This window comes from Haladaptatus sp. CMAA 1909, assembly GCF_043952005.1.
Lineage (GTDB): Archaea > Halobacteriota > Halobacteria > Halobacteriales > Haladaptataceae > Haladaptatus.
Genome location: NZ_JBIOAV010000001.1, coordinates 682,030 through 707,161 on the forward strand (window position 1 = coordinate 682,030; position 25,132 = coordinate 707,161).

Here is a 25,132-nt window from a genome sequence, read left to right on the forward strand (position 1 = left end):
TCAGTCGTCCCCCGAGATCGGTTCCGTCTGGTCGTATTCGATGTCCTCGGAATCGCCTTCGAACGGCGTAACGCGGACGGCCGACATCTTGAACTCCGGCGTCGCCGCATCCGGGTCGAGACTCTCGTGGTTCGTGAGTCTGTTCACGCACGTCTCCGCGAAGTGAATCGGTGCGAACACCGTCCCCGACCCGATGCGGGCCGTCACCTGTGCAGGCACCGTTATCTCGCCGCGCCGGGACTCGATCGTCACGAGGTCGCCGTCTTCGATTCCGTGGTTCGCCGCGTCCTCCGGGTTGATCTCCACGAAGTCGCTGTCGTTGTAGTGTTGGATGCCCTCTTCCGGATGTGTCATCGTCCCCGTGTGGTACTGGTAGAGGACCCGACCGGTCGTGAGCGAGAACGGATACTCCTCGTCCGGGAGTTCGCCGGGTTCGCCGTAGCCGACACCGACGAGGTGCGCCTTCCCGTCCGCCGTGTTGAACTCGTCCTCGTAGAGCCGTTCCGTTCCAGGGTGGTCGAAGTCGTAACAGGGCCACTGGACGCCGCCTTCTGCTTCGACGCGCTCCTGCGTAATGCCGCCGTAGATCGGGGTCAACCGGCGCATCTCCTCCATGATTTCCGCGGTGTCCTCGTACTCCCACTCGCGTCCCATCCGGTTCGCTATCTCCTGAAGGATGACCCAATCGGGTTTCGAATCGCCCTTCCGGTCGATGACCTGCTTTACCATCTGAACGCGGCGGTCCGTGTTGGTGAACGTCCCCGTCTTCTCGAGGAAGGAACACGCGGGCAGGACCACGTCCGCGAACCGCGCCGTGTCGTTCAAAAAGAGGTCCTGTACGACGAGGAACTCCATCCCTTCTAACACCTCGGAGGCGTGATTCGCGCCCGGTTCCGAGAGCGAGGGATTCTCGCCGATGCAGTACATTCCTCGGATGTCCCCCTGGTCCGCCGCGAGGAACATCTCCGTCGTGTAGTATCCGGGTTCGGGAGCGATTTCACAGTCCCACGCCTCCTCGAATTTCCGACGATTCTCGTCGTCCGTGACGGATTGATAGCCGGGGAAGTTGTCCGGGAGCGGGCCCATGTCACCGCCACCGCCCTGAACGTTGTTCTGCCCGCGGAAGGGGGAGACGCCCGTTCCGGGCTTTCCGAGGTTCCCCGTAATCGCGGCGAGATTCGCCATCGAGAGGATGTTCTCCGTCCCGTGGGAGTGTTCGGTCAGACCCAGCGTCCATCCGAACACGACGCGGTCGGCCGCAGCGATCGTCTCAGCGGCCGAACGGATGTCCGCCGGTGGTACGCCCGTAACTTCCTCGACGTACTCCGGCGTGAACGCTTGGACCGACTCTTTCACGTCCTCGAACCCGGTCGTCCGCTCCGCGACGAACTCCTCGTCGTAGAGGTTGTTCTCGATGATGTAGCGGACCAGTCCGTTGATCCAGACCTGGTCGAACCCCGGCCGGACCTGCGTATACTGGGTGGCGTACTCCGCGATCTGAACCTTCCGCGGGTCGAAGACGATGAGGTCGTTCCCGGCTTTCACGCGCTGTTTGATGCGCGTCGCGAGGACCGGGTGAGCCTCCGTCGTGTTCGACCCGGTGAGGAAGATGCAGTCCGCCTGCTCGAAGTCCTTCGTCGACACGGACGCCGCTCCGTACCCGTACGCGCGAGCGAGGCCGGCGACGGTCGAGGAGTGACAGAGCCGGTTACAGTTGTCGACGGTGTTCGTCCCGAGGACCTGCCGGGCGAACTTGCCCATCAGGTAGTTCTCCTCGTTCGTCGCCTTCGAGGACGCGATGACGCTCATCGCCTGTCCGCCGTGCTCGTCGATGATGTCCTGAAATCCCTCCACCACACGGTCGTAGGCCTCTTCCCAGGAAGCGCGCCGGAACTCGTCGTTTTGGTCGCGGACGAGCGGCGACGTCAGTCGTCCCTCGCTGTCCACGAAGTCGTAACTGAACTTCCCTTTCACGCACGTCGAAATACCGTTCACGGGCGCTTTCTCCGGGTCGGTCGGTCGGGTAGCGAGGACTTCGTCACCGTCCGTGTAGACGTCGAACCGACACCCGACGGCGCAGTAGCCACAGGTTGTGTCCTCGACGGTCAGGTCGGACAGCCGCTTCTCGCCGATTTTCGTGGCGATGTCGAACAGTTTCCCCTCCGGCAGCGTCCCCGCCGCCGCTCCTTCGGCGACGTGCTCTACGTTCTCCAGTGCTTGCTTCCGGGCGGTCTGCATATAGCCTGCCACGCCCTCTTTCTCTTCGTTCTCGGTGGCGTTCTCCGTGTTCGTCATGGCCAATCCCTCTCCTCGGTGTCGTCGTCGATTTCACGGCGCTGTTCCGTCACCTCGTCGGCTTTCATCGGCGTCATCGGTCCCTTCTGCACGTTCGCCGACTCGATCGCCTCGCCGACGCTGTTCTTCTGGGTGAAGCCGGGCAGCGGGATGGTTGTCGCGTCTTCGATTCCCTTCTCGACGAGACTGCCCGTCGGACAGACCGAGACGCAGTGTCCACAGGAGACGCACGTCGACTTCTCCATCGTCTCGGCCCCGTTCTGGAAGCCGATACGTGTCTCTCCACCGTGTCCCTCCATTCGGAGGACGCCCTCGACCTGCACGTCGTTGCAGGCCTCCACGCAGCGGTTACAGAGGATGCACTTGTTGCGGTCGATCTGAATGAAGTCGTGGCTATCGTCGATCGGTTCGTATTCGTCGCGGTCGTCGAGCACACCGTACCTCGGTTCGACGACGCCGTTCTCGATGGAGACGTCCTGCAGATCACAGCGACCGTTCTTCCCGCAGGTCGTGCAGCGGAGGTTGTGGTCCGAGAGCACGAGGTCGAGGTTGACGTCGCGCGCCTCCGACGCCGATGCTGCATCGGTCGAAATCGACAGGCCGTCCTCGGCGGGCGTGCTACACGCCGGAACGATTCCGTCCTTCGCCTCGACCATGCACGTCCGACACTCGCTTCGAGGCCCGATGTCCTGTCTGTCGTAGTGACAGAGTGCGGGCACGTATTCGGCGGTTTCGACGGCCTCGATAGCGTCGAGGAGCGTCGAACCGGCCTCGACCGTCACGTCCTCCCCGTCGACCGTAACTGTCGCCGTCTCCGCGCTCGTCACGTCGGGGTCCGTCGCCGTTCCCGGCGCGATGGTTTCCGTCAATGGCGGTACGTCGGATTCCGAATGCGGTGATTCCTGTGAACTCATGGTTTCGCCCTCTTCGGTTTCGTTTCCGTCTCCGTGGTCGTGGAACACTGGCCCGCCGGACACTCCCCGTTCGCGTGTGCCTCGAAGACATCGCCGAATTCGGAGAGTCCCGTGCGAACCGGTCGCGGCGCGTACTGGCCGAACGCGCAGATACTCGTCGATTCCATCACGCGTAGCAGTTCCTCGATTTTCGCATGGTCGAGATCCCCCTCGTAGATGTCTCGGAGGAGTTCGCTCAGTTGCGTCGAGCCCTCACGACACGGGACACAGCGCCCGCAGTTCGCGTCCGCGGCGAACTGGGTCCGCTTGCCGACGAACGCCACCGGACAGCGGTCGGGGCCAACGACTTCGAGTACGCCGTCCGTGCCGAGGTCCCGCTCGGCGAGCGCATCCGGATCGGGTGTGACGTCGAGGTCGCGCGTGAGGCCGCCGAACCGCCCGCCGACGAGGACACCCGTGTACTCCGTGACACCCGCGGTCGTCACCGCATCTCCGATCGAACTCGTCTCCGGAACTTCGAACGTCATCTCGTCCGCGTCGCCGGTGACCGTGAGCACGCGTGTTGCCGTCTCCTCGCCGCGAACTGCCGCGGCGACGTGCGCGAACGTTCGCGCCGTGTGGACCACGGTGGGTTCGCCGAAGACACCCTCGACATCCGGGCCGGGCGGTCGGAGGCGTGCTTCGAGACGGTGATTGCCCTCCACGGCCTCGATGGCCATCGTCGGTTCCGCCGAGCGGTAGGCCGCCGGCCCCGGGACGACGGCGATATCGGTCGGGAAATCCGGATACGCGGAAACCGCCGTTTCGAGCGTTTGGCGAGTCGTTTCGTCGTCTTCGCTGACGTACACGAAGACCCGTGCGGCGTCGACCACGCGTGCGACGTGGGCGGCACCCTCCAGTACGGAGAAGGGATCGCTCTCGGCCAGAAGGACGTCTCCGGGGTTCCCGTGTGCGTTCAGGACGATCGCCGGATCACCGTCGCGGTCGCGGACTCCCTCCCAGAGCGGGCCCACGGGCTCGTCCGCGCTCCAGTCGCCCCATCCTCGTCCGAGAGTAGCCCCCGCTACTTCGAGTACCGATTCCGGCGACGCATCCGAAAACCCGACGGTCTCGGCGTAGGACTCCGGGACAGTCGGTTCCACCCATCCGCAACGGGCGAGCACCGACCGGTCGTCCCGGAATCCGTCGAGATCGGGCATCGGAAAACGAGTCGAGTCCGCGTGTGTCACCGACGCGTCCCCATCTGAAAGCGAGTTGCTCGCGTCACCGAGCGCCACCGCGATGGTTCGGGCCTCCTGTGTGGTGGCGTTCGTGTAGAATACCGCTCTCCCCTCGTTCACCACGATGAGAAGCGGCTCTATTGCCGGGGAACCCGTCGACCCGACTTCGACGACGGGTACGTCCGTCTGGTCCCTCGCGGTCGCGGCGATTTGCTCCGCACCGCGACCGGCGACGCGCACGACCGGTCGTTCTGTGTGCATAGCTTTGGACATTGAGTAACGTATATGGTCGTTTAATGTAGACGAACGATAAATAACTATTCCCGAAATCGACCCCGAAACGATGCTCTTCGACGGATGCCTACCCGTCGGACCCACACCGATCCGACCCCCTGCCACCGTCCGGCGATGCGGTCGAGTCGATTGTGGTTCCGGCAAGTTCGGCAGGTGGATTCCATAAGGTCCTCCATTAGTATCCGAACATGATTTATGAGAACAACGAAAACATTTATTATAGTATAATAAATTATTAACTACGTCGCATGTCAACAAGGAACTCGGATAAAAATCGATGGCTCATCGCCGCTTCGGCCGTCGCGATTCACCTGTCGATCGGTAGCATCTACGCGTACAGTATCTACCAAATACCGCTGAACGAGACGGAAGGGTGGAGTACGTCGAGCGTAACCCTCGCGTTCTCCATCGCCGTTTTCGTCCTCGGGATCACGGCCGCCTTCCTCGGAAAGTACGTCGAGGAATACGGTCCGCGAAAAGCCGGCTTGGCGGCGGCCGTCCTATACGGCCTCGGGATGATCGGATCGGGACTCAGCGTGCAACTCGGAAGCCTTCCGCTGTTTCTCGCCACGTTCGGCGTCATCGGCGGAATGGGAATCGGGCTGGGATACATCTCCCCGATCGGAACGCTGGTCGAGTGGTTCCCCGATCGACGCGGAATGGCGACGGGACTCGCCGTTATGGGCTTCGGCGCTGGCGCGCTCCTCACCGGTCCGCTCGGAAACTTCCTGATCCAGAATTACGGGGTCTCGACTGCGTTTTTCGCCCTCGGCGTCCTTTACTTCGTCCTCATGTCGTTGGGCGCGAGCTACCTCGCGAAGCCCGAGAAGGGATGGCTCCCCGACGGAATGCACGACATGGAGGACGCACAGGAGAAGGCAAAGGGGGCGCTACGGGGACTCGATGTCCACACCGCCGCCGAAGCGCGCACGTCACCACGCTTCTACATGGTCTGGCTCATCATATTCATCAACGTCTCCGCGGGCATCATGCTGCTCGCGTTCGCATCGCCGATGCTCCAGCAAATCGGCGGTGCCACCGCCACGACGGCCGCGTTCATCACCGGCTACATCGGTATCTTCAACGGCGGTGGCCGCATCGCCTGGGCAACCCTGTCGGACTACATCGGCCGGACGACCACGTATGCGGCGTTCATGGTCATCCAGATAGCCGCGTTCTTCGTGATGCCGCAGGTGTCGGGGGTTTGGGTTCTGACGGCGCTCATGTTTCTCGTCATCACCTGCTACGGCGGCGGGTTCGCCTGTCTCCCGGCGTACCTCAGCGACCTCTTCGGCACGAAGGAAGTCAGCGCCATTCACGGCTACGCCCTCACGGCGTGGGGCTTCGCCGGCGTCGCCGGTCCGCAACTCGCCTCGTTCGTTCTCGAATCGACGGGGAGCTACACGAACGCACTATACGTCATGAACGTCGCCCTCGTCATCGGACTCCTCACGGTCGGCGTTCTCCGCTGGCGGATCGGCAAACTTCAGGACGAGGGTACGAAGAAAGCGACCCCCGTGACCACCGACTGAGTACCGATACCGTCCTTTCATCGAGGCTCTATTCGACGTGTTTTCCCACCCTGTAACCCGCGCGATTCAACGACGGATCAAACACGCCGAACGGACATGCGGGAAGCAATCCGATTTGTGAGGTTCGCTCGTTTCGAGACACGTGATCGATGTGATAACCGAAGTAGAACGTGCGACGGCAGCGAGCGGATCCTCCGATCCACCCGAATTACCGATTGGCTACCTGTGAACAGCACGAGCGGCAGTGGGTACGATCACCCGTACCTGAACGTCGAGACGGACCGCTCGATCGCGTCTTACCGATCCCGTTTCAGGGGCGTCCGTACACCGAGACCCAGCCATCACTCTTGACTTCAATGCGATACTCGCCGAAGCGGAATTCGACACTGCCGACCGCATCACGGCGTTCGCCCGCCACTGTCTGTCCGAAGAAGGAATCTTCCAACGCGGCGACGTCGACACACTCGTACAGCACCGGATCTTTCACCTCGGCCGGTGACACTCCCTCGGCGGCGGCGATCCCGCCAATTATTGTGGTCGTGAGATCGTCCCTTCCGGCGCGCTCGTAATGAACCTGCTCGACGAGTTGTTCGCTACCGTCCACGACGATCTCGGAACTCTCTCCTTCATCAGAACTTTTCGTCATCCATCTCACTCCGTGCGTGCGTTTCTTGTCGATTGTCCAGGCTCGCACCTGCACCCGCCAAGGCAGTCAAGACCTGTTCGGCGTACTTTCCAGTCCGGATGGTTTCGCTTTCGGCGTCGAACTCGATCACTCGTTCATCGACCAATTTGGGGATGTGTGCATGATAGAGCGACGCGTACATTCGATCGATCTCGTCCTCTGGGACGGCATCCTCGGGGATTTCGGTCTCCCAGGCAACAAGCTTGGTCGCAAGCTCGGTCACTGACCACTCGGTCCTAGTTCTGAGCGTGTAGAGAAGATAGCGTCGGCGAGATTTTGCGATCGACTGAAACACGTGGTCCAGTTCCAGTCTGTGTTCGGGGATCTCTGGGACGGTAACGGCATCGGAAGGCTACTCCGATGCCGTGTTGTCGTCATCAGGCTGCCGGGTCATGTGGAGATGTTTGGTCAGGGTTCGATATTAATGTTCTTTATATCAATATAGCTACTTTACGCTTGATGATTGGCACTGGGATCCATAGATTTCGACTATAAGCGACAGAAAAGTACCGCATCGACTCCGAAACGAATAGCCGAATGGGTGTTTCGATGCGATCTCCCGATAATAACGTTCGCTTCCCTTATTTCGATCCGATCTCGTCTGAATATACGATTGTCTCGGACACGGCTGTTCGGAGGCTCTAAGAATCCACGTCGGAAACGGAAACCGTCCGATCAGAACGGATCGTAACGCGGTAGCCGATATACTCGAAACTCACCTCCGGTGAGCCGTGTCGATAGATCGCTTCGAGTCCCTCGGGGTCGATCGCATCGTAGAGGGGCGTTGCAGGCTTCGTCCCGTTCGCTTCAGTCACGGCCGTCACCACCGCCGCGGTGACTGATTCGGCGTCTGATAGCGTTGTTGGTGTTGACTCTGGCCGCGACGATGACGAGTGTTTCATATTCTCTGGGCAAGGAGGGTGTGCTAAAAGTTTTTAGGGGACACTTGGTAGCGTATCGCACGACATTCGAACGGTCTCCACGGGACGGACATCCCTCTCCCGTCGATAACGGTCCCGGCCCAGGCTTACCACGGACCCGCCATTCCTCTTCTCACTCTCCTACCGATACGTCGTGTCCATCGGCGAGGTGACCAGTAAACTGCTGGTCTGCAACGCGACTGACGGTCGGTTATTTGGGCGTCGCTGAACTGGGTCGGTGGTAGCGATACAAATGGACCTCGGCTAGTTTACGCGTCGTGTACCGGTGGGCCGAGTTTACCGTCATCCGACACCGGAACCGGTAAACTCAGTACCGCGTCGTCCGCCCCGCCGCACTCCACGCGTTCGTCGGCGCGTTGGTCGGGACCCGAACGTCGCGGTTCTGCAACTGGGCCACCCGCCCGGCGAACGTCCAGCGTTCGCCCTCCCAGTCAGGTTCCTCGTTCTCCGCGGCGGCGGCCGCCTCCTGCTCGCGGAGGTGGACGTTGATTGCCGCGACGATGGCGGCCGCTTCCTCCTCGGAGGCATCCGGCGGTATCGTGAGGTCCAGACCCTCAGAGCGGGATGTTGCCATGTTTCTTTTCGGGTTGGGAGGTGCGTTTGCTCATCAGCATTTCGAGGTCGTCGATGAGTCGCGGACGGGTGTCCTGCGGTTCGATGACGTCGTCCACGAACCCGCGGTCGGCGGCGGTGTACGGGTTGGCGAACTGCTCGCGGTACTCCTCGATGAGTTCGTCGCGGCGCGCATCGGGGTCGTCGGCCTCTTCGAGTTCCGAACTGTAGAGGACGTTGACCGCACCCTGCGGGCCCATCACCGCGATTTCGGAGGTCGGCCACGCGTAGTTCACGTCCGCGCCGATGTGCTTCGAGGCCATCACGTCGTACGCCCCGCCGTAAGCCTTCCTAGTGATGACGGTCATGAGCGGCACCGTCGCCTCGGAGTAGGCGTACAGCAGTTTCGCCCCGTGACGGATGATGCCGCCGTGTTCCTGGTCCGTGCCGGGCATGAAGCCGGGAACGTCCACGAACGTCACGATGGGGATGTTGAACGAATCACAGAAGCGAACGAACCGCGAGCCTTTCTCCGAGGACTCGATGTCGAGGGTACCCGCATTGACGCGGGGTTGGTTCGCCACGATGCCGACCGAGCGGCCGTCGAGGCGGCCGAAGCCGACGACGATGTTCTTCGCGTAGCCTTCCTGAACCTCGAAGAACGAATCCTCGTCCATGACGCCTTCGATGACGCGCTCGATGTCGTACGGCTTGCGCGGTTGGTCGGGCACGACGGACTTCAGTTCCTCGTCACGGCGTTCGGGGTCGTCCCACGGTTCGAAGCGCGGCGGGTCCTCGACGTTGTTCTGCGGGAGATAGGAGAGGAGGCGACGGATGTCGTCCAGCGCTTCCTCCTCGCTGTCCTCGGCGAAGTGGGCGACGCCGCTCTTGTCGGTGTGGGTCGTCGCGCCGCCGAGTTCCTCGAACGTTACCTCCTCGCCCGTGACCGTCTCGATGACGTCCGGGCCGGTGATGAACATGTGGCTCGTGTCCTTCACCATGAAGATGAAATCCGTGATGGCGGGCGAGTAAACCGCACCGCCGGCGCACGGTCCCATGATGGCCGAAATCTGCGGGATGACGCCGGAGGCCTGCTGGTTGCGGTGGAAGATGTCCGCGTAGCCCGCGAGTGATTCGACGCCCTCCTGAATCCGTGCACCCGCCGAATCGTTCAGGCCGATGACCGGCGCGCCGACTTCCATCGCCTTGTCCATCACCTTGCAGACCTTCTGGGCGAACACCTCGCCGAGCGACCCGCCGAAGACGGTGAAGTCGTGGGCGAAGACGAACACCTTCCGGCCGTTGACCTCGCCGTAGCCCGTCACCACGCCGTCGCCGGGCACCTGCTTTTCCTCCATGCCGAAGTTGTGGCTTCGGTGGGTCCGGAGTTGGTCGAACTCGTTGAAGGTGTCGTCGTCGAGGAAGTAATCGATGCGCTCGCGCGCCGTCATCTTCCCGCGCTCGTGTTGTTTCTCGATGCGCTCCTCTCCGCCGCCCTGCTCCGCCTCGCGGCGCTTCTCGCGTAGTTCGTCGATGCGCTCGTCCATTGTCATCGCTGAACACCCGGACGCATTGTCATTGCGAAATTGCAGTACCAGCGGGCGCAAAAGGTTTCCGTACTGTGTCGGGAAAACGTCCGCCAGCCTACAACAACGAGTAGAGGTTCACCGCGAGGGTGACGAGGAGGAACAGCGGGAGGACCGTCCTGACGCTCCAGAGCCACGGCGTACCCAGCGAGCGTGCGAGTCCGCCCGCGCCGGAGTCGAACTCCGAGAGCGCGTCCGTGCCGAGGATCCACCCGGCGAAGACGAGGAACCCGGCGAGTCCGGCGGTGAGCATCAAATTGACGAGGGTGTCCGCGACGAACGTGAAGAGGGACGGTCTGAGCGCACAGACCCCGCCGGTGAGCAGTACGAAGCCAGCGAGGCCGATAGTCGCGTTCCGCCGCGACACGTCCTGTTCGTCCACGAGGTACGCGACGGGGATTTCGAGCATGCTGATGGAACTCGACAGCGCCGCGAAAAGGATCGCGGCGAAGAACGCGACGGCGACGACCCTGCCGTAGGGAACCTGCGTGAACGCACCGGCGATGGAGACGAAGAGCGCGCCGGGGCCGCCGCCCGCGGAGGTGTCGTTGAGGCCGCCCTGAAACGCGAACAGGAGCGGGAACACGACGAGTCCCGCGAGGACGCCGACTCCCGTGTTCAGCACGGCGATGACACTCCCGTCGAACGGGAGGCTGTTGTCCTCGCCGAGGTACGAGGCGTAGGTTATCATCGTCCCGACGCCGAGCGAGAGCGTGAAGAGGGCCTGTCCGGCGGCGGCCTGTAGCAGACCGACCGGGTCGTGTTCGACGGCCGCTTGCAGTGTTTCGACGTCGAAGTCGAGGAAGAAGGACAGTCCGTCGCCCGCACCGGACTGCGTGATCGCCCACCCGGCCAGTGTCGCGAGCAACAGGATGATAACCGGCATCATCACCTTCGTCGCCTTCTCGATTCCGCCGCGAACGCCACCGAGAACGACGAGCGCGGTCATACCGAGGAAGACGGCGTGGAACGCGACGGCCTCCCACCCGAAGCTGATGGTCTCGAAGTAGCCGCCGGGCGCGGCGAAGTACGACCCGGTGAAACTCGCCGCGAAGTACCGGACGATCCATCCGCCGACGACGCTGTAAAACGACAGCAGGACGAGCGCCGTGACGACGCCGAACAGGCCGACGTAGCCCCACGATTTGGTGCCGGGCGCGAGGCGAGCCAACGCCCCCGCAGGGTTTCGATGCGACCGACGTCCGATGACGAACTCCGCGAGGAGTCCGGGGACGCCGACGAGCAAGACGATACACAGATAGACGACGAGGAAGGCGCTCCCCCCGTACTCCGCCGTCATCCACGGAAAGCGCCAGACGTTGCCGAGGCCGACCGCGCTCCCCACCGCCGCGAGGATGAAGCCGATTCGACTCGCCCACGATTCACGTGCCATTGCTATGCACTCGCTTGTCGAACGGTTATGAGACTTTCGAGATTGAAAACCGTCAAAAGACGACAATCATGGTTTTCGGGCAGCTGAATTGCTATTTACAATTCCGAATCGGAAGGAAATTTAACCGATACGTTACGATTCGTCGTCAGCCGAAGTAGGCCCCCGAGGAGAGTCCCGTGTAAAGCGCCTTGATGCCCAAGTAGAGGGTGACGACCACGGCGATGGGGACGACGGTCCGCACCCACCACAGCCAGACCGTCTTGAACGACCCGCCCACCGAACTCCCCCGCCCGAGTTCGTCCATCGCGTCGGTGTCGGCGAACCACCCGATGAAGACGGCGAGGAGGAGCACCGCGATGGGAAGGAGGAACTTGAACACGAAGTCGTTGTAAAAGCCGAGCCAGGACGTACCGAACGTCGCGGGGACACCGACGAGGAAGATGAAGACGCCGGCCGCGACCGCGGTCGTCGAACGTCGGTAGCCGTAGTGCTCGGTGATGTAGGACACCGGCACTTCGAGGAGGCTGATGGAACTGGAGAGAGCCGCGAACAGCAGGACGACGAAGAAGACGAATCCGATTATCTGTCCCGCTGGAAGGTTACCGAACGCGCCAGCGAGGGCGACGAACGCCGTTCCGGCACCGCCGCTGCCCGCACCTTCCGCTCCGCCCGTGGCGAAGAGGATGGGAAAAACGACGAACCCGGCGAGAAGCGCGACGAGGGTGTTGACGACGACGATGGCTCCCCCGTCGGCCGGGAGGCTGTCGTCCTCGCCGAGGTAGGACGCGTACGCGATCATGACGCTGAACCCGAGCGAGAGGGTGAAGAACGCCTGTCCCATCGCGGGTGGAACGATGGTACCGAAGTTGTTCGCGATGACGCCGAAGTCCGGCGAGAGGTAGTAGTTGTACCCCGCAGTGGCACCCTCGAGCGTCGTCGCCCAAGCGCCCAGTCCGACGAGGAGGACGAGAATGGCGGGAATCATGAACGTCGTGGCTCGCTCGATGCCGCCCGTGACGCCGAGCGCGACGATACCGATGGTGACCGCCATGAAAACGGCGTGAGCGGCGACGGCGGTCGGTCCGGCGGACACCGCACCGAAATAGGTTCCGGGGTCGCCGAAGTAGCTTCCCGTGGCGCTACCGACGATATAGCTGAGGACCCACCCGCCGACGACGCTGTAGAACGCGAGCGTCAAGAGCGAGGAGAACAGGCCGAGTCCCCCGACGAACGACCACTGCCCGTGGCCGATTTGTCGGAACGCTTCGACCGGGTTCTTTTCCCCCCGACGGCCGATGACGAACTCGATGAGCATCGTCGGGAAACCGATGAGCGCCACCGCCAGAAGATAGACCACGAGGAACGCCGCACCGCCGTTCGTCGCGGTCTGGAACGGGAACGACCAGATGTTTCCGAGACCGACGGCGCTCCCCACCGCCGCGAAGATAAATCCTATTCGTGACGTCCACGTTTCTCGTTGTGCCATGTGTGTGCTTGCCATTTTTAATTAAGAGTTATAAACAACCCGATGTATATTTCCTACATTGAAAATGAAATAATAAATATGCATGGGAGAGAACAGCGCTTTTTCGACCGGCGACCTACGCCTCGCCGTACACCGGAACTGCGGCCCCGCTGGTCGCGTCCGCGGCGTCGCTACAGAGGAAGCACATCACGTCGGCGATTTCCGCCGGGTCGACCCACTTGTCGTGATCGGAATCCGGCATCATTTCGCGGTTCGCGGGCGTGTCGATGACGCTCGGCATCACGGCGTTCGCCCGGACGACGCCGGTGTTCTCCTCGGCAATCGTCTCCGTGAGGAGGCGGACGCCCGCTTTCGAGGCGCGGTACGGGCCGTCGCCTTCGCCGCCTTCGAGCGAGGACCGTGCGCTGACGCTCACGATCGCTCCTTCTCGTTCCTGCAAGTGGGGGAGCGCGTGTTTCGACGCGAGAAACATCGTCTTCAGGTTCACGTCGAACAGCAGGTCGAACGTTCCCACGTCCGTCCCTTCGATGTGCGACCCGCCCTTCCACGTTCCGGCGATGTTGGCGAGCGCGTCGATGCCGCCGTGGTCTGAAACGACCTCCGACACGACCGATTCCACCTCGGATTCGTCGGTGAAGTCCGCCCGATAGAAATCGACCCGTTCGCCGTCGAGTCGAGCATCTTCGTCGTTCGGTTCGACCACGTCCGTCGCACAGACGGTCGCCCCCGCGTCGTCGAAGGCGGCACAGACCGCGCTCCCGAGCGCCCCGCTCGCACCCGTGACGAGGACGACGTCGTCGCTGAAGTCGAAACTCGCGTCCATGGACGGTCCAACACCGTGCGGCGTGAAAACACGCACGGCCGTTAAATCGCGTCGTACCGACCCAACCGCGTGCCGTCCAGCAGGTAAGCCTCCCCGTCGGCGAGCCCGTCCGGGAGGAACGGCGCGAGGAAGTCCTGTCCGGCGACGTTCACCCACGTCCCACCCGTCAGGTCGTTGAACGCGGGAAAGACGATGAGTCGGGCGTCGTTCGACATTTCGGCACCGCCGTCCGCGCCGTCCGCACCGTCCGCGCCTTCCTCACCGTACTGCTCTTCGAACACGTCCGGATTCAACTTCCCCCGCAACCAGACGCGTTCGATTCGACTGCCGCCGACCGAATCCTCCAACCGCACGCACGGGTGTTCGTGGCCGACGCACACCACGTCCGCGGAGAACACGTACTCGTTCGGCCACGTGTGCCCGTGAACGAACCCAACGTCGCCGAGGCGGATTCCGTCGCCCGGCGTCACCGTGCAGTCCACCCACGATTCGATGTCGCCGTCGTGGTTCCCCTTGACCAGCGTGACCGGCCGGTCGATGGATTCGAGGAGCACCTCGATTTCGCCGCGCTCCGCACCGCCCGGTCCGGCGATGGAGTGCATGAGGTCGCCGAGGACGACGACCCTGTCCGGGTCGGTGCGTTCGACCAGCGATTCCATCCGGTCGCGGCGCTCCCCGGCACGGTTGTCGAGGGAGATTCCCTGTTCGTATCGGAGTCCCGCCTCGATCCCGGCGTGGTAGTCCGCCACGACGAGCGCCCGTTCGTCGCCGAGCGTCGCGGTCGCGGCGGGTTCGCCGGGGACCGGTTCGACCAGCGCCATCAGATGGGCTTCAGGGTCTCCTCGCCGGATTCGTAACAGCGCCCGGCCATCAGCGCGTCTTGAAGCGCGTCCTCGACGTCGGCGGGCGTCACGTCGTAGGAATCCACGACGCCGGCGAGCAGGCGGTCACGCTTCACGCCGTCGCCGTCGTTCATCCCACGCATAACCTCCATCACCGTGTTTTCGAGGTTCTCGGGAACCGGCTTGTCGCCGCCCTCGCTCGCCGATTCGGGTTCGGTGGCTTCGGTTCCCTCCGGTTGCGCCGCGTCGGCGTCCGGACCGGTCGCCTCGGCCGGTTCTGCGGCGGCGGTGTCGTCCTGTTCCGCCTCCGTCTCCGCGTCCGCCTCCGTCGCAATCTCTTGGGCCGGTTCCGGCGTCTCGATGTCGGCCTCGCCGGGGTCGGCGACCTCCGCGCCGCTGGTGAACTCGGTGCCGAACTCCTCCTCTATCTCCTCGCGCTCGCCCTCGTCGAACTCGTACATCTCGCCGCTGAGACCTTCGTCCGACGGTTCCGTGTCGAACTCCTCGACGCCGGTTTCGCCGACGGGTTCCGGTTCGACCGGGTCGTCCGTCTCCGCCGGTTCGCGGGCTTGGGCCGGTGGCGTGTCCGGTTCCGGGTCCGAATCGGGGATGGTCGTTTCCGCGCTGGACTCGTCCGCCGGTTCGGATCCCGTCTCGAGCGTCGATTCGGCCTCCGCCGATTCCGGTTCCGTCGGTTCGGCGTCGGTCAAGTCGGCGTCGCTCGGCTCGGCGTCGGTCGATTCGAATTCGGCCGGTTCCGTTCCCGACTCGCTCTCCGAATCCGACTCGAATTCCGTGCCGAACTCGGGTTCCGGTTCGGCCTCTGCGGTCGGCGTTTCGTCCGCATCGGTTTCGTCCGCTCCGGTTTCGACCGCGGGCGATTCGAGCGAGACATCCGCGTCGAGCGTCACGTCTCCGGATTCGTCCGGCGACACGTCGAGGGAACCGACCTCGTCCTGTTCGCCCGCCACGACCCGTGTGGCGTCGAGCGCGACGTTCTGCAGTTCCGCGAGATACGGCGTGTTCGTTCGGTAGTGGTCGAGCGCCAGCGGAACTCCGGCCGCGAGTCCCGTGTCCACGTCGGTGGCTTCGAGAGCGTGTTGCAGTTCCTCGCCGTACCGGCCGAAATCGAGCGCGCCAGCGAACGTCCGGATGCGCGAGAGGGTCTGTTCGGCCGTCTGGACGACCCAGCGGTCGCGCGTTTCGGCGTCCACCGCGTTCATGCTCTCGGGTCGTATCGAGGTGTACACGAGGTCCGAGTCGTCGGGCTGAAAGGTTCGTGCTTTGCCCGTCACGGCGACGAACATCGGCGGGTCCGCGCGTTCGAGGAACGCGAGCGCGTCCGGTTGATACTGCCCCGCGTAGACGACGAACCCGCCCGTCGGGTCGACGATTCGGGCGCGAAGCACCTCGTCGCCGACCCGCTCGATTTCGGTCAGCACGCCGACGACGAACAGCCGATTGATTCGTGCGCCGGTCGGCGTGACGACGTAGTTCGGCGCGCGTTCCTCGTCGCTGTCCGAGTGTTCGAGCGAGGAATCGTCGTACTCGGCGGCGAAAATTCGCCACGCGACTTCCCGACGGCCGACCCCGCCCTGCGAACTCATGCGTCCACCTCCGCGAGGAAGGCCTTGGCACGGTCGACCGGTTCGTCGTCCGTTTCTGCGAACTCGCTCGCTTCGAGGTTCGCGCCGTAGTCGTCCACCGAGAGGTTGCCCCGAACGCGGTACTCGCGGCCGACGATCTTCTCGCGGATGCTGTCCGCGACGACCTCCTGATCCATCGCGTCACGCGCCTGCTGACGGGCCTTGTCGAGGCCGCCGCCGTACACCTCGGCGGTGAGTTCGTCGTCCAAAATCGCGGTGACGGTGCCCGTCCCGTCGTCCACGATTGCCTTCACGCGCAGGTCGTCTCTGCCGTCCACTTGGCCGTGGCTTCGGCACTGTCCTTTCTGCACGACGCGGCCGCACTCGGGACAGCGCTGGATGAGTCCCGACCCGTCGCGGACCGCGACGATGTTACCGAGGACCTCCACGTCGAACGCGCCGCCGGTTTCGACCGCCTCGCGGACGGACATGCGCGTCGCGCTGTCGTTCACGTCCACCTCACGCGCGAGCGCTTCGACGGTCGTGAACTCCGAGAAGTTGATGGACGGCACGCCGCGGAACTCGCGGACGTACACGTTGTCCACGCGAACCGTCGCACCTTCCGTCACCTCCTCGCGCGCTTCCCAGTCGGTGAACGGGAGGCGCGCGGACTCGTCGGCGACGACGCCGCTCTTTATCTCCGTCTCGCCGTCCCGTCCGTCGATGACCTTGCTCTCGACTTCGAGGAGGGTCACTTCCAGCGAGACGCCGCGGTCGCCGGGCGTCACCTCGGCCAGCGTCGCGTCGCCGCCGACATCGTACGGCACGTCGAGGTCGGTCCCCTCGCGCGCGACGTTGGTACTGTCCCCGAGGTTGAGTTCGGGTTTTCCCTCCCATTCGCGGACGCCCGCGTTTCCGGCGGTGATGACCTGCCCCGCGTCGAGGCCGAAGTCGTTCCACGCCGTATAGGAGATCTTTCCCGTCTCGTCGGCGAGTTCGCCCTCGAAGATGGTCTGTTCGTTGCCCTGATAGCGAATCGAGCGCTTACCCACGGTGAGCACCTTCGCGGTGATCGTGACGTTGCCCATGTCGGTCGTCACGTCCGCGATGTCGGCGGTGGAGGGCGCGGAACTGCCGCCGCCACCGTCGCCGTACTTCCGGCGAAGGCTCTGTTTGGCTTCGTTTATCGGGACGCTGTACTCGATGAGGTTCTGCAGGTCTGCTTTGACCTCCTCTTTGTCAACACCGAGGTCGGAGGCGAGCGCCTCGGCATGATCGTCGACGTTCATCACCCGAAGTTGGGACGGGATGGATTAAAAGTGTTCGTCGTCGCTAGAAGTCGATGCGGAGAGTGGGTTTCGTAGTCAGCCTCTCTCAGTATGAGCCAATCGCTGTCAAAATTATCCCGAGAAGCGCGATTGGGATGCTGAAATATGCGAGTAACGGGGCGAGAAAGTGACCACCAGATGAAGTGAAAACACCTGCTAGAATGGCCGTATAAATCGTAAAAAGGAGGGTTCCAATTCCACCGACTTGGATCGATTGTTCGTCCATATCTCGTTCGTTGAGAAAGGGAAACAACTCGGGGAGATGATTGTTTGGTTTCAAATATACAACGACGGCAGCTACAATCGCCTCGAACACCCCTGCCCGGTCACGCGAGCGACGGAAGAGCAAGGGTGACGTTGTCGGAGCGTTGCTCCGGCTGAATTCCCGGCCGCACCGAAGTGGATGTGGGTTTGCTGAGACTGCAAATGCCGAGCAACAATCAAGACCGCAACCGCCCCGTTACTGCACCACAATCCTCCCCAACCGACTCCCTCACTTCGTTCAGTCGCCCCTCGCACGGGCGCACTACCGTGCGCCTTCGCGCGCCGTGTGGTTGGTCCGTAGCGTCCGGCCCACCCAGCGTCAGTAGCGCGCAATCTGTCCATGTCCAGCCGGATGGCGCGCGCCGAAGAGATGGTTCGGCCAGCGATCCGGCCGAACCATCTCGGAAGATTCGTGCGAGGGATGAGTGACGCCGCGACTGAAAGGAGCGGCGGAGGGAATCGGTTGGGGAGGGTGTGGTGCGGAGACGGTGCGGCGGCGGTTTCATTAACGTCTGTACATGCAGTCACAGAAGAACCGACAACAACTCGTAGCGACCGTGAGCGGGCGGGGGCTTTCGAGGTGGTCTGCCTCCTATCAGCTGAAACGACAGACCAACTCGAAGTCACCAGTTCGTCGCGAGTTCAGTCGGAGCGTTGCTCCGACAACGTCCCATTCGCACGCTCACTGGACCGAGCGGGCGGGGCGTTCGAAGTCTGCTTCTTGGTAACTGCAATCACAAAACAACCAAAGACGCCAGTGCGTAGCGGGCGAGTACAGAAGTAGCATCGAAATCACTCCGGTGACACCGAAAGCGGTTTTCTCCGGCGTACCGTATGTCGGTCATATGCACGTGGTCGTCAACGCCGCGATGAGCGCCGATGGAAAACTCTCCTCGCGTCAGCGCGAACAGGTCGCCATCAGCGGTGCGGACGACTTCGATAGGGTGGACGACCTGCGGGTCGAAAGCGACGCCATCGTCGTCGGCGTCGGGACCGTCCTCGCGGACGACCCGTCCTTGACGGCGGACGACGGGTCGAACCCGACGCGCGTCGTCGCGGATTCGCGGGCGCGAACGCCGCTCGACGCGGAGGTGTTGGACGACAGGGCGGAAACCCTGATTTTCGTCGCCGAGAGTGCCCCGGAGGGGAGCGTTCGAGCGCTACGGGAGGCAGGTGCGGACGTCGTCGTGGCCGGAAACGGCCGCGTCTCGCTCCGACGGGCGTTTTCGGAACTCGAATCGCGGGGAACCGGACAGGCGATGGTCGAAGGCGGCGGCGAACTCATCTTTTCGCTGTTCGACGGCGGGTTGGTCGACGAACTTCGCCTCTACGTCGGGTCAATGGTCATCGGCGGGCGCGAGGCACCGACGCTCGCGGACGGCGACGGCTTCGTCGAGCGGACGTCGTTCCCGGACCTCGAACTCGATTCGGTCGAGCGCGTGGATGACGGGGTTCTGCTCCGCTATCTGGTTTCCTGACTTCGAAAAACGAACCGCGGTTTTCCCTACACCCAGCCCTCTTCGACGAGGAGTTCGCCGTTCAACACGCTGGCACCTGCTGCCCCTCGGATCGTGTTGTGTGCGAGGCAGTTGTACTGGATTCCGGCGGGCGTTTCCTGCACGCCGCCGACGGCCACCTGCATGCCGTTGCCGAGGGAGCGGTCGAGGCGCGGTTGCGGACGGTCCGGGTCCTCGAACACCTCGATGAGCGGGTCGGGTGCGCTCGGTAGGTCGAGGGTGGTCGCCCCCGCGAACGCCTCCTCGGCGCTCGTCTTCGTGATTTCCTCGGCCGTCTCCGCCCACACGTTTTCGAGGTGGCCGTCGAGCGTCGGGACTCGGTTACAGGAGGCCGCCACATCCACGTCGTGCTGGACGATTTCGCTCCCGTCGAACGACCCGAGGAGCTTCTTCGGTTCGGCTTCCATCTTCTCCTCCTCGCCGCCGATGTGGGGAATCACGTTGTCGATGATTTCCATCGACGTCACGCCGTCGTAGCCCGCACCCGAGACGGCTTGTAGGGTGGAAACGTGAACGCGCTCCAAGCCGAAGGCGTCGAGGGCGGCGAGCGTCGGGACCATGGTGATGGTCGAGCAGTTCGGGTTCTTCACGAGCGCGCCGTCCCACCCGCGTTCGTCGCGCTGGACTTCGATGAGGTTCAGGTGGTCCGCGTTGACCTCCGGGATGACGAGCGGAACGTCGTCGGCCATCCGGCTATTCGAGGAGTTCGAGGAGACGACGTAGCCCGCCTCGGTGAACTCCGGTTCGACGTCCGCGGCGACGCCGGAGGGAAGCGAGGAGAAGAGGAGGTCCACGTCGTCCGGTACCTCGCTCGGGTCCGTGGCGCGTACTTCGATATCGCCGACGTAGTCCGGAATCGGGGAGTCGATTCGCCATTTTGCCGCTTCGCGGTAGGCCTTTCCGGCGCTGTCGTCGCTCGCGGTTATCGTCGTCAATTCGAACTCGGAATGCCCGTCGAGCAGTTGAATGAATCGCTGTCCGACCGCTCCGGTCCCACCAAGGATTCCAACGGTAACGCTCATGTGGGATTCGATAGCAGGAGTGTGCAAGTAGCTTTCGACGGCGACGGAGTTTGCCGTGGGGACGGGGACCGACGCCTCTCGAAACGCAATCAAGCGCTCGGATCGACGCGGCGACGCGCCAGGGAATCCGTCCGAGCGCTACACTGATATACTGACTGATACCTCAAGACTCGTATGGATAGGGTGGTTGTCACCTGTGAGGGGTGTGGTCATCCGTGCACCGTCCGCGTTCGTGACGATGGCACGTACGTTCTCCCGACGGATACCGGCGAGTGCGAGCAGTGTGGTTGTACCGAGTTTTTACAGGTTTCGGGGGACGTCATCGGGGACGATTGACACCGCTCGCCGTGCTGTCCGTCGGTGAAAAGTGACGCCGAAACGATCGAGAATTATTCCTTTTTGCGCGTGACGTATCCCGCGATACGGTTGCGGACGCCCTTCGAACCGATGTTGGTCAGTTGTTCGACGCTGTCCTTGTTCTGGTCGAAGTCCTTCGTGAACGCGGTCGGGTATCGTTCCAACAGGATGTTCCCTGTCTTCTTCACGTAGTCGGGTTTGATTGCCATACCGGACCCTTCCCGATAGCGGGCCTAAAAGCATTCGTTCTCGTTCGCCGCCGTCCTACCGCCGAATCCGGAATCCGTCCTCGCCCTCGGGGGAGTCGTACCCGACCGACACGTCGTCCACGTCCGCCGCCGGACTGCCCGTGTGACACCACTCGACCATCTCCTCGACCGCCGATTCGGGACCCTCGAAGACGGCTTCGACGCGTCCGTCCGAGAGGTTCTGCACCCAGCCATCGACTCCCTTTTCCTCGGCCGTATCGCGGGTGTTCGCTCGGTAGTACACACCTTGCACGTTCCCGGAGACGAACACGTGTGCGCGGGTTCGGTCTGCCATATCCGGATTTCGAATTCGAGACACAAAACGGTCGGGGCCGTTCCAATTCGAGACGGTGTTTCCGAATCGAGTCACTCCTCGGACGGCAGTCGCTCGTAGGCGAGGTGTTTGACCGCCGTTCGTATCTCCTCCTTCGTGAGGTCGAGTTCCGAATACACGAACGACCTGAGCGCGAGATACGCGCCGATGCCCGAAACCGCTACGCCGATGAGGAACGCGAGGAGGAATCCGAACAGTGGTGTCTGCATGGTGACACTCTCGGCGGTCCGACGAAATAGTTTCCGACCCAACCGTTCCACGGCGAGATACCCGACTCAGTTCCGCAGATAATGAAACACGTAGGTCTGGGCGTACCCAGCGTACTCGTCGCCGAACTGTTCCCGAATCGCCCGCGAGGTGTCCCGATACGACCCCCGCTCGCAGTGGGGGTAGTGTTCCTCGATGGCGCTCTGAATCCACGTGTCGAGCGGCACCGCCTCCAGATAGCCGAGCGCGAAGAGGAGCACGCAGTCGGCCACCTTGTCGCCGACGCCGACGAACGCCTGCATGGCGTCGCGGGCGTCCTCGTAGGTCAGCCCCGACACGTCCGCGGGCGTCGCCTCGCCGGACGCGAGTAGTTCGGCGGATTTCTTGACGTACGGCGCTCTGTAGCCGAGTTTCAACGCTCGGAGGTCCGACTCGTCCGCCGCGGCCAACTGCGTCGGCGTCGGGAAGGAGTGGTAGGTCTTCCCGTCGAACTCGATGGCGTCTCCGAACTGCCGGGCCAGCGCGGTTTGCATCCCGTAGATTCGACTGACGCGCATCTGGGCCGAGCAGATGAACGAGACGAGACAGGGGAAGAACGGGTCGCGGACGATGCGCATCCCGCGATACTCGTCGTAGGCCGCTTCGACCAGCGGATCCTCGGGCGTCACGTCGATTATCGCGTCCAAGTCGTCGTCGAGACGGAGAAGGGAGACGAGGAGCGGTTCGGCGTCCGTCGTCGCCTCCCACTCCAACAGGCCGTCCCGCTGGCGGGCGCGAACGACTTCGTCCTCAACGACGGTGTAGTACCACGCCGACCCGCCGTAGGCGCGAGTCGTCTCGTACATCCGTCCGTCCTCGCGCCGCCAGAGGTAGCTTTGGCCGCTCTCGACGGTCGATTGCAGGTCGAACCCACCCGGAAGGTCTTCGACGGGTATCGAACCGGTTTCCATCGCTCGGGGATGGGTATCGCGGGAAAGCAACTCTTTCGATTCACCACGTCGCGGCGAGGACTCGTCGCCAGTTCTCGTGAGCCACCTCGACGAGGTCATCGTCGGTGAACCCCCGTTCTCGAAGCGCGGCCAGAACGTCGGGGAGGCCGGTCACGTCGCCCACCTCGTCCGGAATGCGCGCGCCGTCGAAATCCGACCCGAGAACGACGTGGGAGACACCGACGCGGTCGGCGACGTACTCGATGTGGTCGACGATGTCGGCCATGGTCGCGGTGGCCTCCGGGTCGGGTTCGTCCGAGAGGACCATGTCGAAGAAACCGATACCGACGACGCCGTTCGAGTCGGCCACCGCGTCTATCTGCTCGTCGGTCAGGCACCGCGAGTGAGGTGCGAGACCGTGGACGCCCATGTGAGTGGCCACGAGGGGGTCGCTACTCGTCTCGGCGACATCCCAAAACCCCGTTTCGGCCAGATGTGCACAGTCGACGACGATTCCTCGTTCGTTGCAGGCGCGGACGAGGTCCCGACCCGCGTCGGTCAACCCGCCGCCGATGTCGGGACCGCTCGGGTACTTGGTGGGGACACCAGCGCCGAAGGCGTTCGGGCGACTCCACACCGGACCGATGGAACGGACGCCCGCGGCGTAGAGGAAATCGAGGTTCGAGCAGTCGGGGGCGACACCTGCCGCGCCCTCGATGTGTGCGATCGCACCGAGGTCGCCGGAGTCGAGACAGGCGTCGAAGTCGTCCACCGAGCGGACGACGCGAAAGTCGTCGGCGGTGGCGGCGAGACGGTGGAGTAGTTCGAGCATCCGATACGTCGTCTCGCGTGCACCCTCGTGGTCGAGTGCGTCCGGAATGCGAAACTCGTAGCCGTCGTCCGTCCATCGGAGTTCGTGGTCGTCACCTCCCAGTGCGAAGGTGGCGAAAAATCCGACGCCGAGTCCGGCCTCCCGAGCGCGTGGGAGGTCGAGGTGGGTCGTCGGTTCCTCGACTGCACCGGTGAACGTCGCCACGGGGTCGTCGGTTCCGCACAATCGGAGAAGCGTATCGTTGTGGCCGTCCACCACTGGCGGAGTCGTCATTGCTACTGCTGGGTCCGAAGCGGACATAAGTAGTGGTGTGACGTGTCAAAAGGGCTATAAAGGGCGAAAATTCATACTATTGGCCCTGTAATTACTCTTGGGAGTATGAACTGTAGAGTTGTCGTCGAAGCCGCGATACCGGTATACGACGTGAAAACGCCGGATGAGGCGGTGCGTATCGCCATCTCGAAGACTGGCGAGATGCTCAATCCCGACCTGAACTACGTCGAAATAAACATGGGGTCACGAACGTCTCCGTCCGGGGAAGACCTCCCACCAGCGTTCATCGCCGCTGACGAGGCGCTCGTCGCCTTGGAGTTGGAGATGACGGTGTTCAACGTCGAGCGAGAGGAACACGCGTCCCGAATCGCTCGCAAGGAAATCGGCCAACGACTGGAGAACATCCCGCTTACCGTCCTCGACGTCGAGATACTCGAGGAGGAAGACGAGGGGGAAACCGACGCTGAGGCCAGCGATGACACCGACGATTCGGACGAGGAGACGGGGGACGACTCGGACGACGTGCTGCCCGAGTTCGAGGATCTCATCGACTGAATCGATATCTGGGGGAACCGTATCGCGCTGTTCGACCGCGGTGACGAATGAGGCGACGGTCGCTGTCGGAGAACCATCCACGGTCCGTCGTTCGGAACGCCCGGGACGGTTCACGGGGACAGGACACAAACGATAACCGATGGGACGACCAACCGGGGGATATGACCGAATACACGACGGTTTCGATTCCGAAGGACCTCGCCGACCGCGTCGACGAGACTATCGATGGAACGAGTTTTTCGAGCACCAGCGACCTCGTTCGGTTCCTGCTTCGCAGCATCGTCATTCAACACCAGCGACAGGGTCGCCTGACGGAATCGGAGTTCAGCGAAATCACGGACCAACTGCGCGAGTTGGGATACTTAGAGTAGCTCCACGGGTGGTTCCGCGTCGAGGATGACGAGTTCCCGTTTTCTTCCGCTCCGGTCGAACGCCCCGACCATCTCGGTCGTCCACGGCGGGACCGCGATCAACACCACTTCGTGCAGGTCGTCAGTTTGTGCCACTTCGAGACGACCCTGTGGATGGGAGATGAACCGCCCCTGTGTCTGTCGGGCGGGAATCGAGAGGTCCATGCCGAACACGGCAGTCACCGATCCCCCCGCGTTCGGCGGATAGAAATGGGTGAACACGGGTGTCCCCGGTTCGAGATGGTCCGCACCGTCCAGTTCGCCCGCCGGAGTGACAGCCAACGAGACGGTTAGCTTTTCCGGCTCGGCGTCCGCGGCCAGTTCGAGGAGCGCGTCTCTCAATCCACGGGTGAGGAAGACCACGATGACACATTCGTGTCGTATCGAGATAACGTCATCGCCCGGCGGCTCCTCAGGTGATAAATTAATAACGATTCCATGCGTGGTATTCGCATGATAATACAATATCGGTAACTCCTATATAATTTCATAGATTAAAATAGAAAATTTTATATATTTTAAGATATAACTCATTTCTATGGCAGAAAACAGCCTTACTACGTACCTCGAAGAGAACCCACGAATGATCGGCGTGCTGTTCACGATCGTGTTGCTACTATCTCAAACTGGTAACGTAGCAGGTGCCGTGATGACCGGGTCACGCGGACCGTAGATTCGACGTTCCCCTACAGAGGCACCGTGTAACC

Annotated in this window: 27 protein-coding genes; 6 read left to right on the plus strand and 21 right to left on the minus strand. The window is 62.8% G+C overall.

The window, feature by feature from the left end; translation table 11 throughout:
- From fdhF to ACGYLY_RS03740, 3 genes are read right to left on the minus strand one after another with little or no spacing between them, the layout of a single operon-like run.
- Complete coding sequence (fdhF, locus tag ACGYLY_RS03730) at positions 1–2,295, minus strand: formate dehydrogenase subunit alpha (RefSeq protein ID WP_395282916.1); 2,295 nt, start codon at positions 2,293–2,295, stop codon at positions 1–3.
- A complete protein-coding gene (locus tag ACGYLY_RS03735; RefSeq protein WP_395282915.1) occupies positions 2,292–3,209 on the minus strand; it encodes a 2Fe-2S iron-sulfur cluster-binding protein in 918 nt (305 codons plus the stop codon). Before ACGYLY_RS03735 ends, fdhF begins: the two co-directional genes overlap by 4 nt.
- Complete coding sequence (locus tag ACGYLY_RS03740) at positions 3,206–4,690, minus strand: NADH-ubiquinone oxidoreductase-F iron-sulfur binding region domain-containing protein (RefSeq protein ID WP_395282914.1); 1,485 nt, start codon at positions 4,688–4,690, stop codon at positions 3,206–3,208. Before ACGYLY_RS03740 ends, ACGYLY_RS03735 begins: the two co-directional genes overlap by 4 nt.
- A 281-nt stretch (positions 4,691–4,971) precedes the next feature.
- Here ACGYLY_RS03740 and ACGYLY_RS03745 point away from each other — a divergent pair, with 281 nt between their 5' ends.
- The gene (locus ACGYLY_RS03745; protein ID WP_395282913.1) at positions 4,972–6,255 is read left to right on the plus strand and encodes an OFA family MFS transporter; all 1,284 of its coding nucleotides are present in this window, start codon (positions 4,972–4,974) and stop codon (positions 6,253–6,255) included.
- A 310-nt stretch (positions 6,256–6,565) separates the two neighbouring features.
- Here ACGYLY_RS03745 and ACGYLY_RS03750 read toward each other — a convergent pair whose 3' ends face one another.
- The 11 genes from ACGYLY_RS03750 to ACGYLY_RS03800 all read right to left on the minus strand — a co-directional run bounded on the left by ACGYLY_RS03750 (position 6,566) and on the right by ACGYLY_RS03800 (position 17,438).
- The gene (locus ACGYLY_RS03750) at positions 6,566–6,901 is read right to left on the minus strand and encodes a HalOD1 output domain-containing protein (RefSeq protein ID WP_395282912.1); all 336 of its coding nucleotides are present in this window, start codon (positions 6,899–6,901) and stop codon (positions 6,566–6,568) included.
- Positions 6,885–7,163: a hypothetical protein gene (locus ACGYLY_RS03755; protein ID WP_395282911.1), complete on the minus strand. Its 279-nt coding sequence runs from the start codon at positions 7,161–7,163 to the stop codon at positions 6,885–6,887. Before ACGYLY_RS03755 ends, ACGYLY_RS03750 begins: the two co-directional genes overlap by 17 nt.
- Positions 7,164–7,581: 418 nt before the next feature.
- Positions 7,582–7,842, minus strand: a complete 261-nt coding sequence (locus tag ACGYLY_RS03760; RefSeq protein WP_395282910.1) for a HalOD1 output domain-containing protein — start codon at positions 7,840–7,842, stop codon at positions 7,582–7,584.
- A gap of 346 nt (positions 7,843–8,188) precedes the next feature.
- Complete coding sequence (locus tag ACGYLY_RS03765; protein WP_395282909.1) at positions 8,189–8,455, minus strand: acc operon protein; 267 nt, start codon at positions 8,453–8,455, stop codon at positions 8,189–8,191.
- Positions 8,436–9,980, minus strand: coding sequence for an acyl-CoA carboxylase subunit beta (locus ACGYLY_RS03770; protein ID WP_395282908.1), 1,545 nt, complete (start codon positions 9,978–9,980; stop codon positions 8,436–8,438). The genes ACGYLY_RS03765 and ACGYLY_RS03770 overlap by 20 nt, the downstream gene beginning before the upstream one ends.
- 97 nt (positions 9,981–10,077) lie before the next feature.
- Positions 10,078–11,412, minus strand: a complete 1,335-nt coding sequence (locus ACGYLY_RS03775; protein WP_395282907.1) for a sodium-dependent transporter — start codon at positions 11,410–11,412, stop codon at positions 10,078–10,080.
- A 145-nt stretch (positions 11,413–11,557) separates the two neighbouring features.
- Positions 11,558–12,898 carry a sodium-dependent transporter gene (locus ACGYLY_RS03780; protein WP_395282906.1) on the minus strand — a complete coding sequence of 447 codons (1,341 nt, stop codon included), beginning with the start codon at positions 12,896–12,898 and terminating at the stop codon, positions 11,558–11,560.
- A 115-nt stretch (positions 12,899–13,013) separates the two neighbouring features.
- A complete protein-coding gene (locus ACGYLY_RS03785) occupies positions 13,014–13,721 on the minus strand; it encodes an SDR family oxidoreductase (RefSeq protein WP_395282905.1) in 708 nt (235 codons plus the stop codon).
- 41 nt (positions 13,722–13,762) lie between these two features.
- Positions 13,763–14,542 carry a metallophosphoesterase gene (locus ACGYLY_RS03790; RefSeq protein WP_395282904.1) on the minus strand — a complete coding sequence of 260 codons (780 nt, stop codon included), beginning with the start codon at positions 14,540–14,542 and terminating at the stop codon, positions 13,763–13,765.
- Positions 14,542–16,170: a hypothetical protein gene (locus tag ACGYLY_RS03795; protein WP_395282903.1), complete on the minus strand. Its 1,629-nt coding sequence runs from the start codon at positions 16,168–16,170 to the stop codon at positions 14,542–14,544. Before ACGYLY_RS03795 ends, ACGYLY_RS03790 begins: the two co-directional genes overlap by 1 nt.
- Positions 16,167–17,438 carry a Single-stranded DNA binding protein gene (locus ACGYLY_RS03800; RefSeq protein ID WP_395282902.1) on the minus strand — a complete coding sequence of 424 codons (1,272 nt, stop codon included), beginning with the start codon at positions 17,436–17,438 and terminating at the stop codon, positions 16,167–16,169. The genes ACGYLY_RS03795 and ACGYLY_RS03800 overlap by 4 nt, the downstream gene beginning before the upstream one ends.
- Before the next feature lie 1,148 nt (positions 17,439–18,586).
- Between ACGYLY_RS03800 and ACGYLY_RS03805 the strand changes: the two genes are divergently transcribed.
- A complete protein-coding gene (locus ACGYLY_RS03805; RefSeq protein ID WP_395282901.1) occupies positions 18,587–19,219 on the plus strand; it encodes a 2,5-diamino-6-(ribosylamino)-4(3H)-pyrimidinone 5'-phosphate reductase in 633 nt (210 codons plus the stop codon).
- Between the two features lie 26 nt (positions 19,220–19,245).
- Here ACGYLY_RS03805 and asd read toward each other — a convergent pair whose 3' ends face one another.
- Complete coding sequence (asd, locus tag ACGYLY_RS03810; RefSeq protein WP_395282900.1) at positions 19,246–20,280, minus strand: aspartate-semialdehyde dehydrogenase; 1,035 nt, start codon at positions 20,278–20,280, stop codon at positions 19,246–19,248.
- A 174-nt stretch (positions 20,281–20,454) separates the two neighbouring features.
- Here asd and ACGYLY_RS03815 point away from each other — a divergent pair, with 174 nt between their 5' ends.
- Positions 20,455–20,616, plus strand: a complete 162-nt coding sequence (locus ACGYLY_RS03815) for a hypothetical protein (protein WP_395282899.1) — start codon at positions 20,455–20,457, stop codon at positions 20,614–20,616.
- 53 nt (positions 20,617–20,669) lie between these two features.
- Here ACGYLY_RS03815 and ACGYLY_RS03820 read toward each other — a convergent pair whose 3' ends face one another.
- From ACGYLY_RS03820 to ACGYLY_RS03840, 5 genes are all read right to left on the minus strand, one after another.
- Positions 20,670–20,846, minus strand: coding sequence for a 30S ribosomal protein S17e (locus ACGYLY_RS03820; protein WP_395282898.1), 177 nt, complete (start codon positions 20,844–20,846; stop codon positions 20,670–20,672).
- 55 nt (positions 20,847–20,901) lie between these two features.
- A complete protein-coding gene (locus tag ACGYLY_RS03825) occupies positions 20,902–21,180 on the minus strand; it encodes an acylphosphatase (RefSeq protein ID WP_395282897.1) in 279 nt (92 codons plus the stop codon).
- Between the two features lie 71 nt (positions 21,181–21,251).
- Positions 21,252–21,428, minus strand: a complete 177-nt coding sequence (locus ACGYLY_RS03830) for a hypothetical protein (protein ID WP_395282896.1) — start codon at positions 21,426–21,428, stop codon at positions 21,252–21,254.
- Between the two features lie 66 nt (positions 21,429–21,494).
- Positions 21,495–22,376, minus strand: a complete 882-nt coding sequence (locus tag ACGYLY_RS03835) for a DNA-3-methyladenine glycosylase family protein (RefSeq protein WP_395284162.1) — start codon at positions 22,374–22,376, stop codon at positions 21,495–21,497.
- Between the two features lie 40 nt (positions 22,377–22,416).
- On the minus strand, positions 22,417–23,460 hold the full coding sequence (locus ACGYLY_RS03840; protein WP_395282895.1) for a dipeptidase: 1,044 nt from the start codon (positions 23,458–23,460) through the stop codon (positions 22,417–22,419).
- 105 nt (positions 23,461–23,565) lie between these two features.
- Here ACGYLY_RS03840 and ACGYLY_RS03845 point away from each other — a divergent pair, with 105 nt between their 5' ends.
- Both ACGYLY_RS03845 and ACGYLY_RS03850 read left to right on the plus strand, forming a co-directional pair.
- A complete protein-coding gene (locus tag ACGYLY_RS03845) occupies positions 23,566–24,015 on the plus strand; it encodes a DUF555 domain-containing protein (RefSeq protein ID WP_231182879.1) in 450 nt (149 codons plus the stop codon).
- Between the two features lie 161 nt (positions 24,016–24,176).
- Positions 24,177–24,386, plus strand: coding sequence for a ribbon-helix-helix domain-containing protein (locus tag ACGYLY_RS03850; protein ID WP_231182880.1), 210 nt, complete (start codon positions 24,177–24,179; stop codon positions 24,384–24,386).
- On the opposite strand, the gene ACGYLY_RS03855 is transcribed toward ACGYLY_RS03850, so the two are convergent.
- Complete coding sequence (locus ACGYLY_RS03855; RefSeq protein ID WP_395282894.1) at positions 24,378–24,788, minus strand: hypothetical protein; 411 nt, start codon at positions 24,786–24,788, stop codon at positions 24,378–24,380. The genes ACGYLY_RS03850 and ACGYLY_RS03855 overlap by 9 nt on opposite strands.
- A gap of 175 nt (positions 24,789–24,963) precedes the next feature.
- Between ACGYLY_RS03855 and ACGYLY_RS03860 the strand changes: the two genes are divergently transcribed.
- Complete coding sequence (locus ACGYLY_RS03860; protein ID WP_395282893.1) at positions 24,964–25,098, plus strand: hypothetical protein; 135 nt, start codon at positions 24,964–24,966, stop codon at positions 25,096–25,098.
- Positions 25,099–25,132 lie beyond the last annotated feature (34 nt).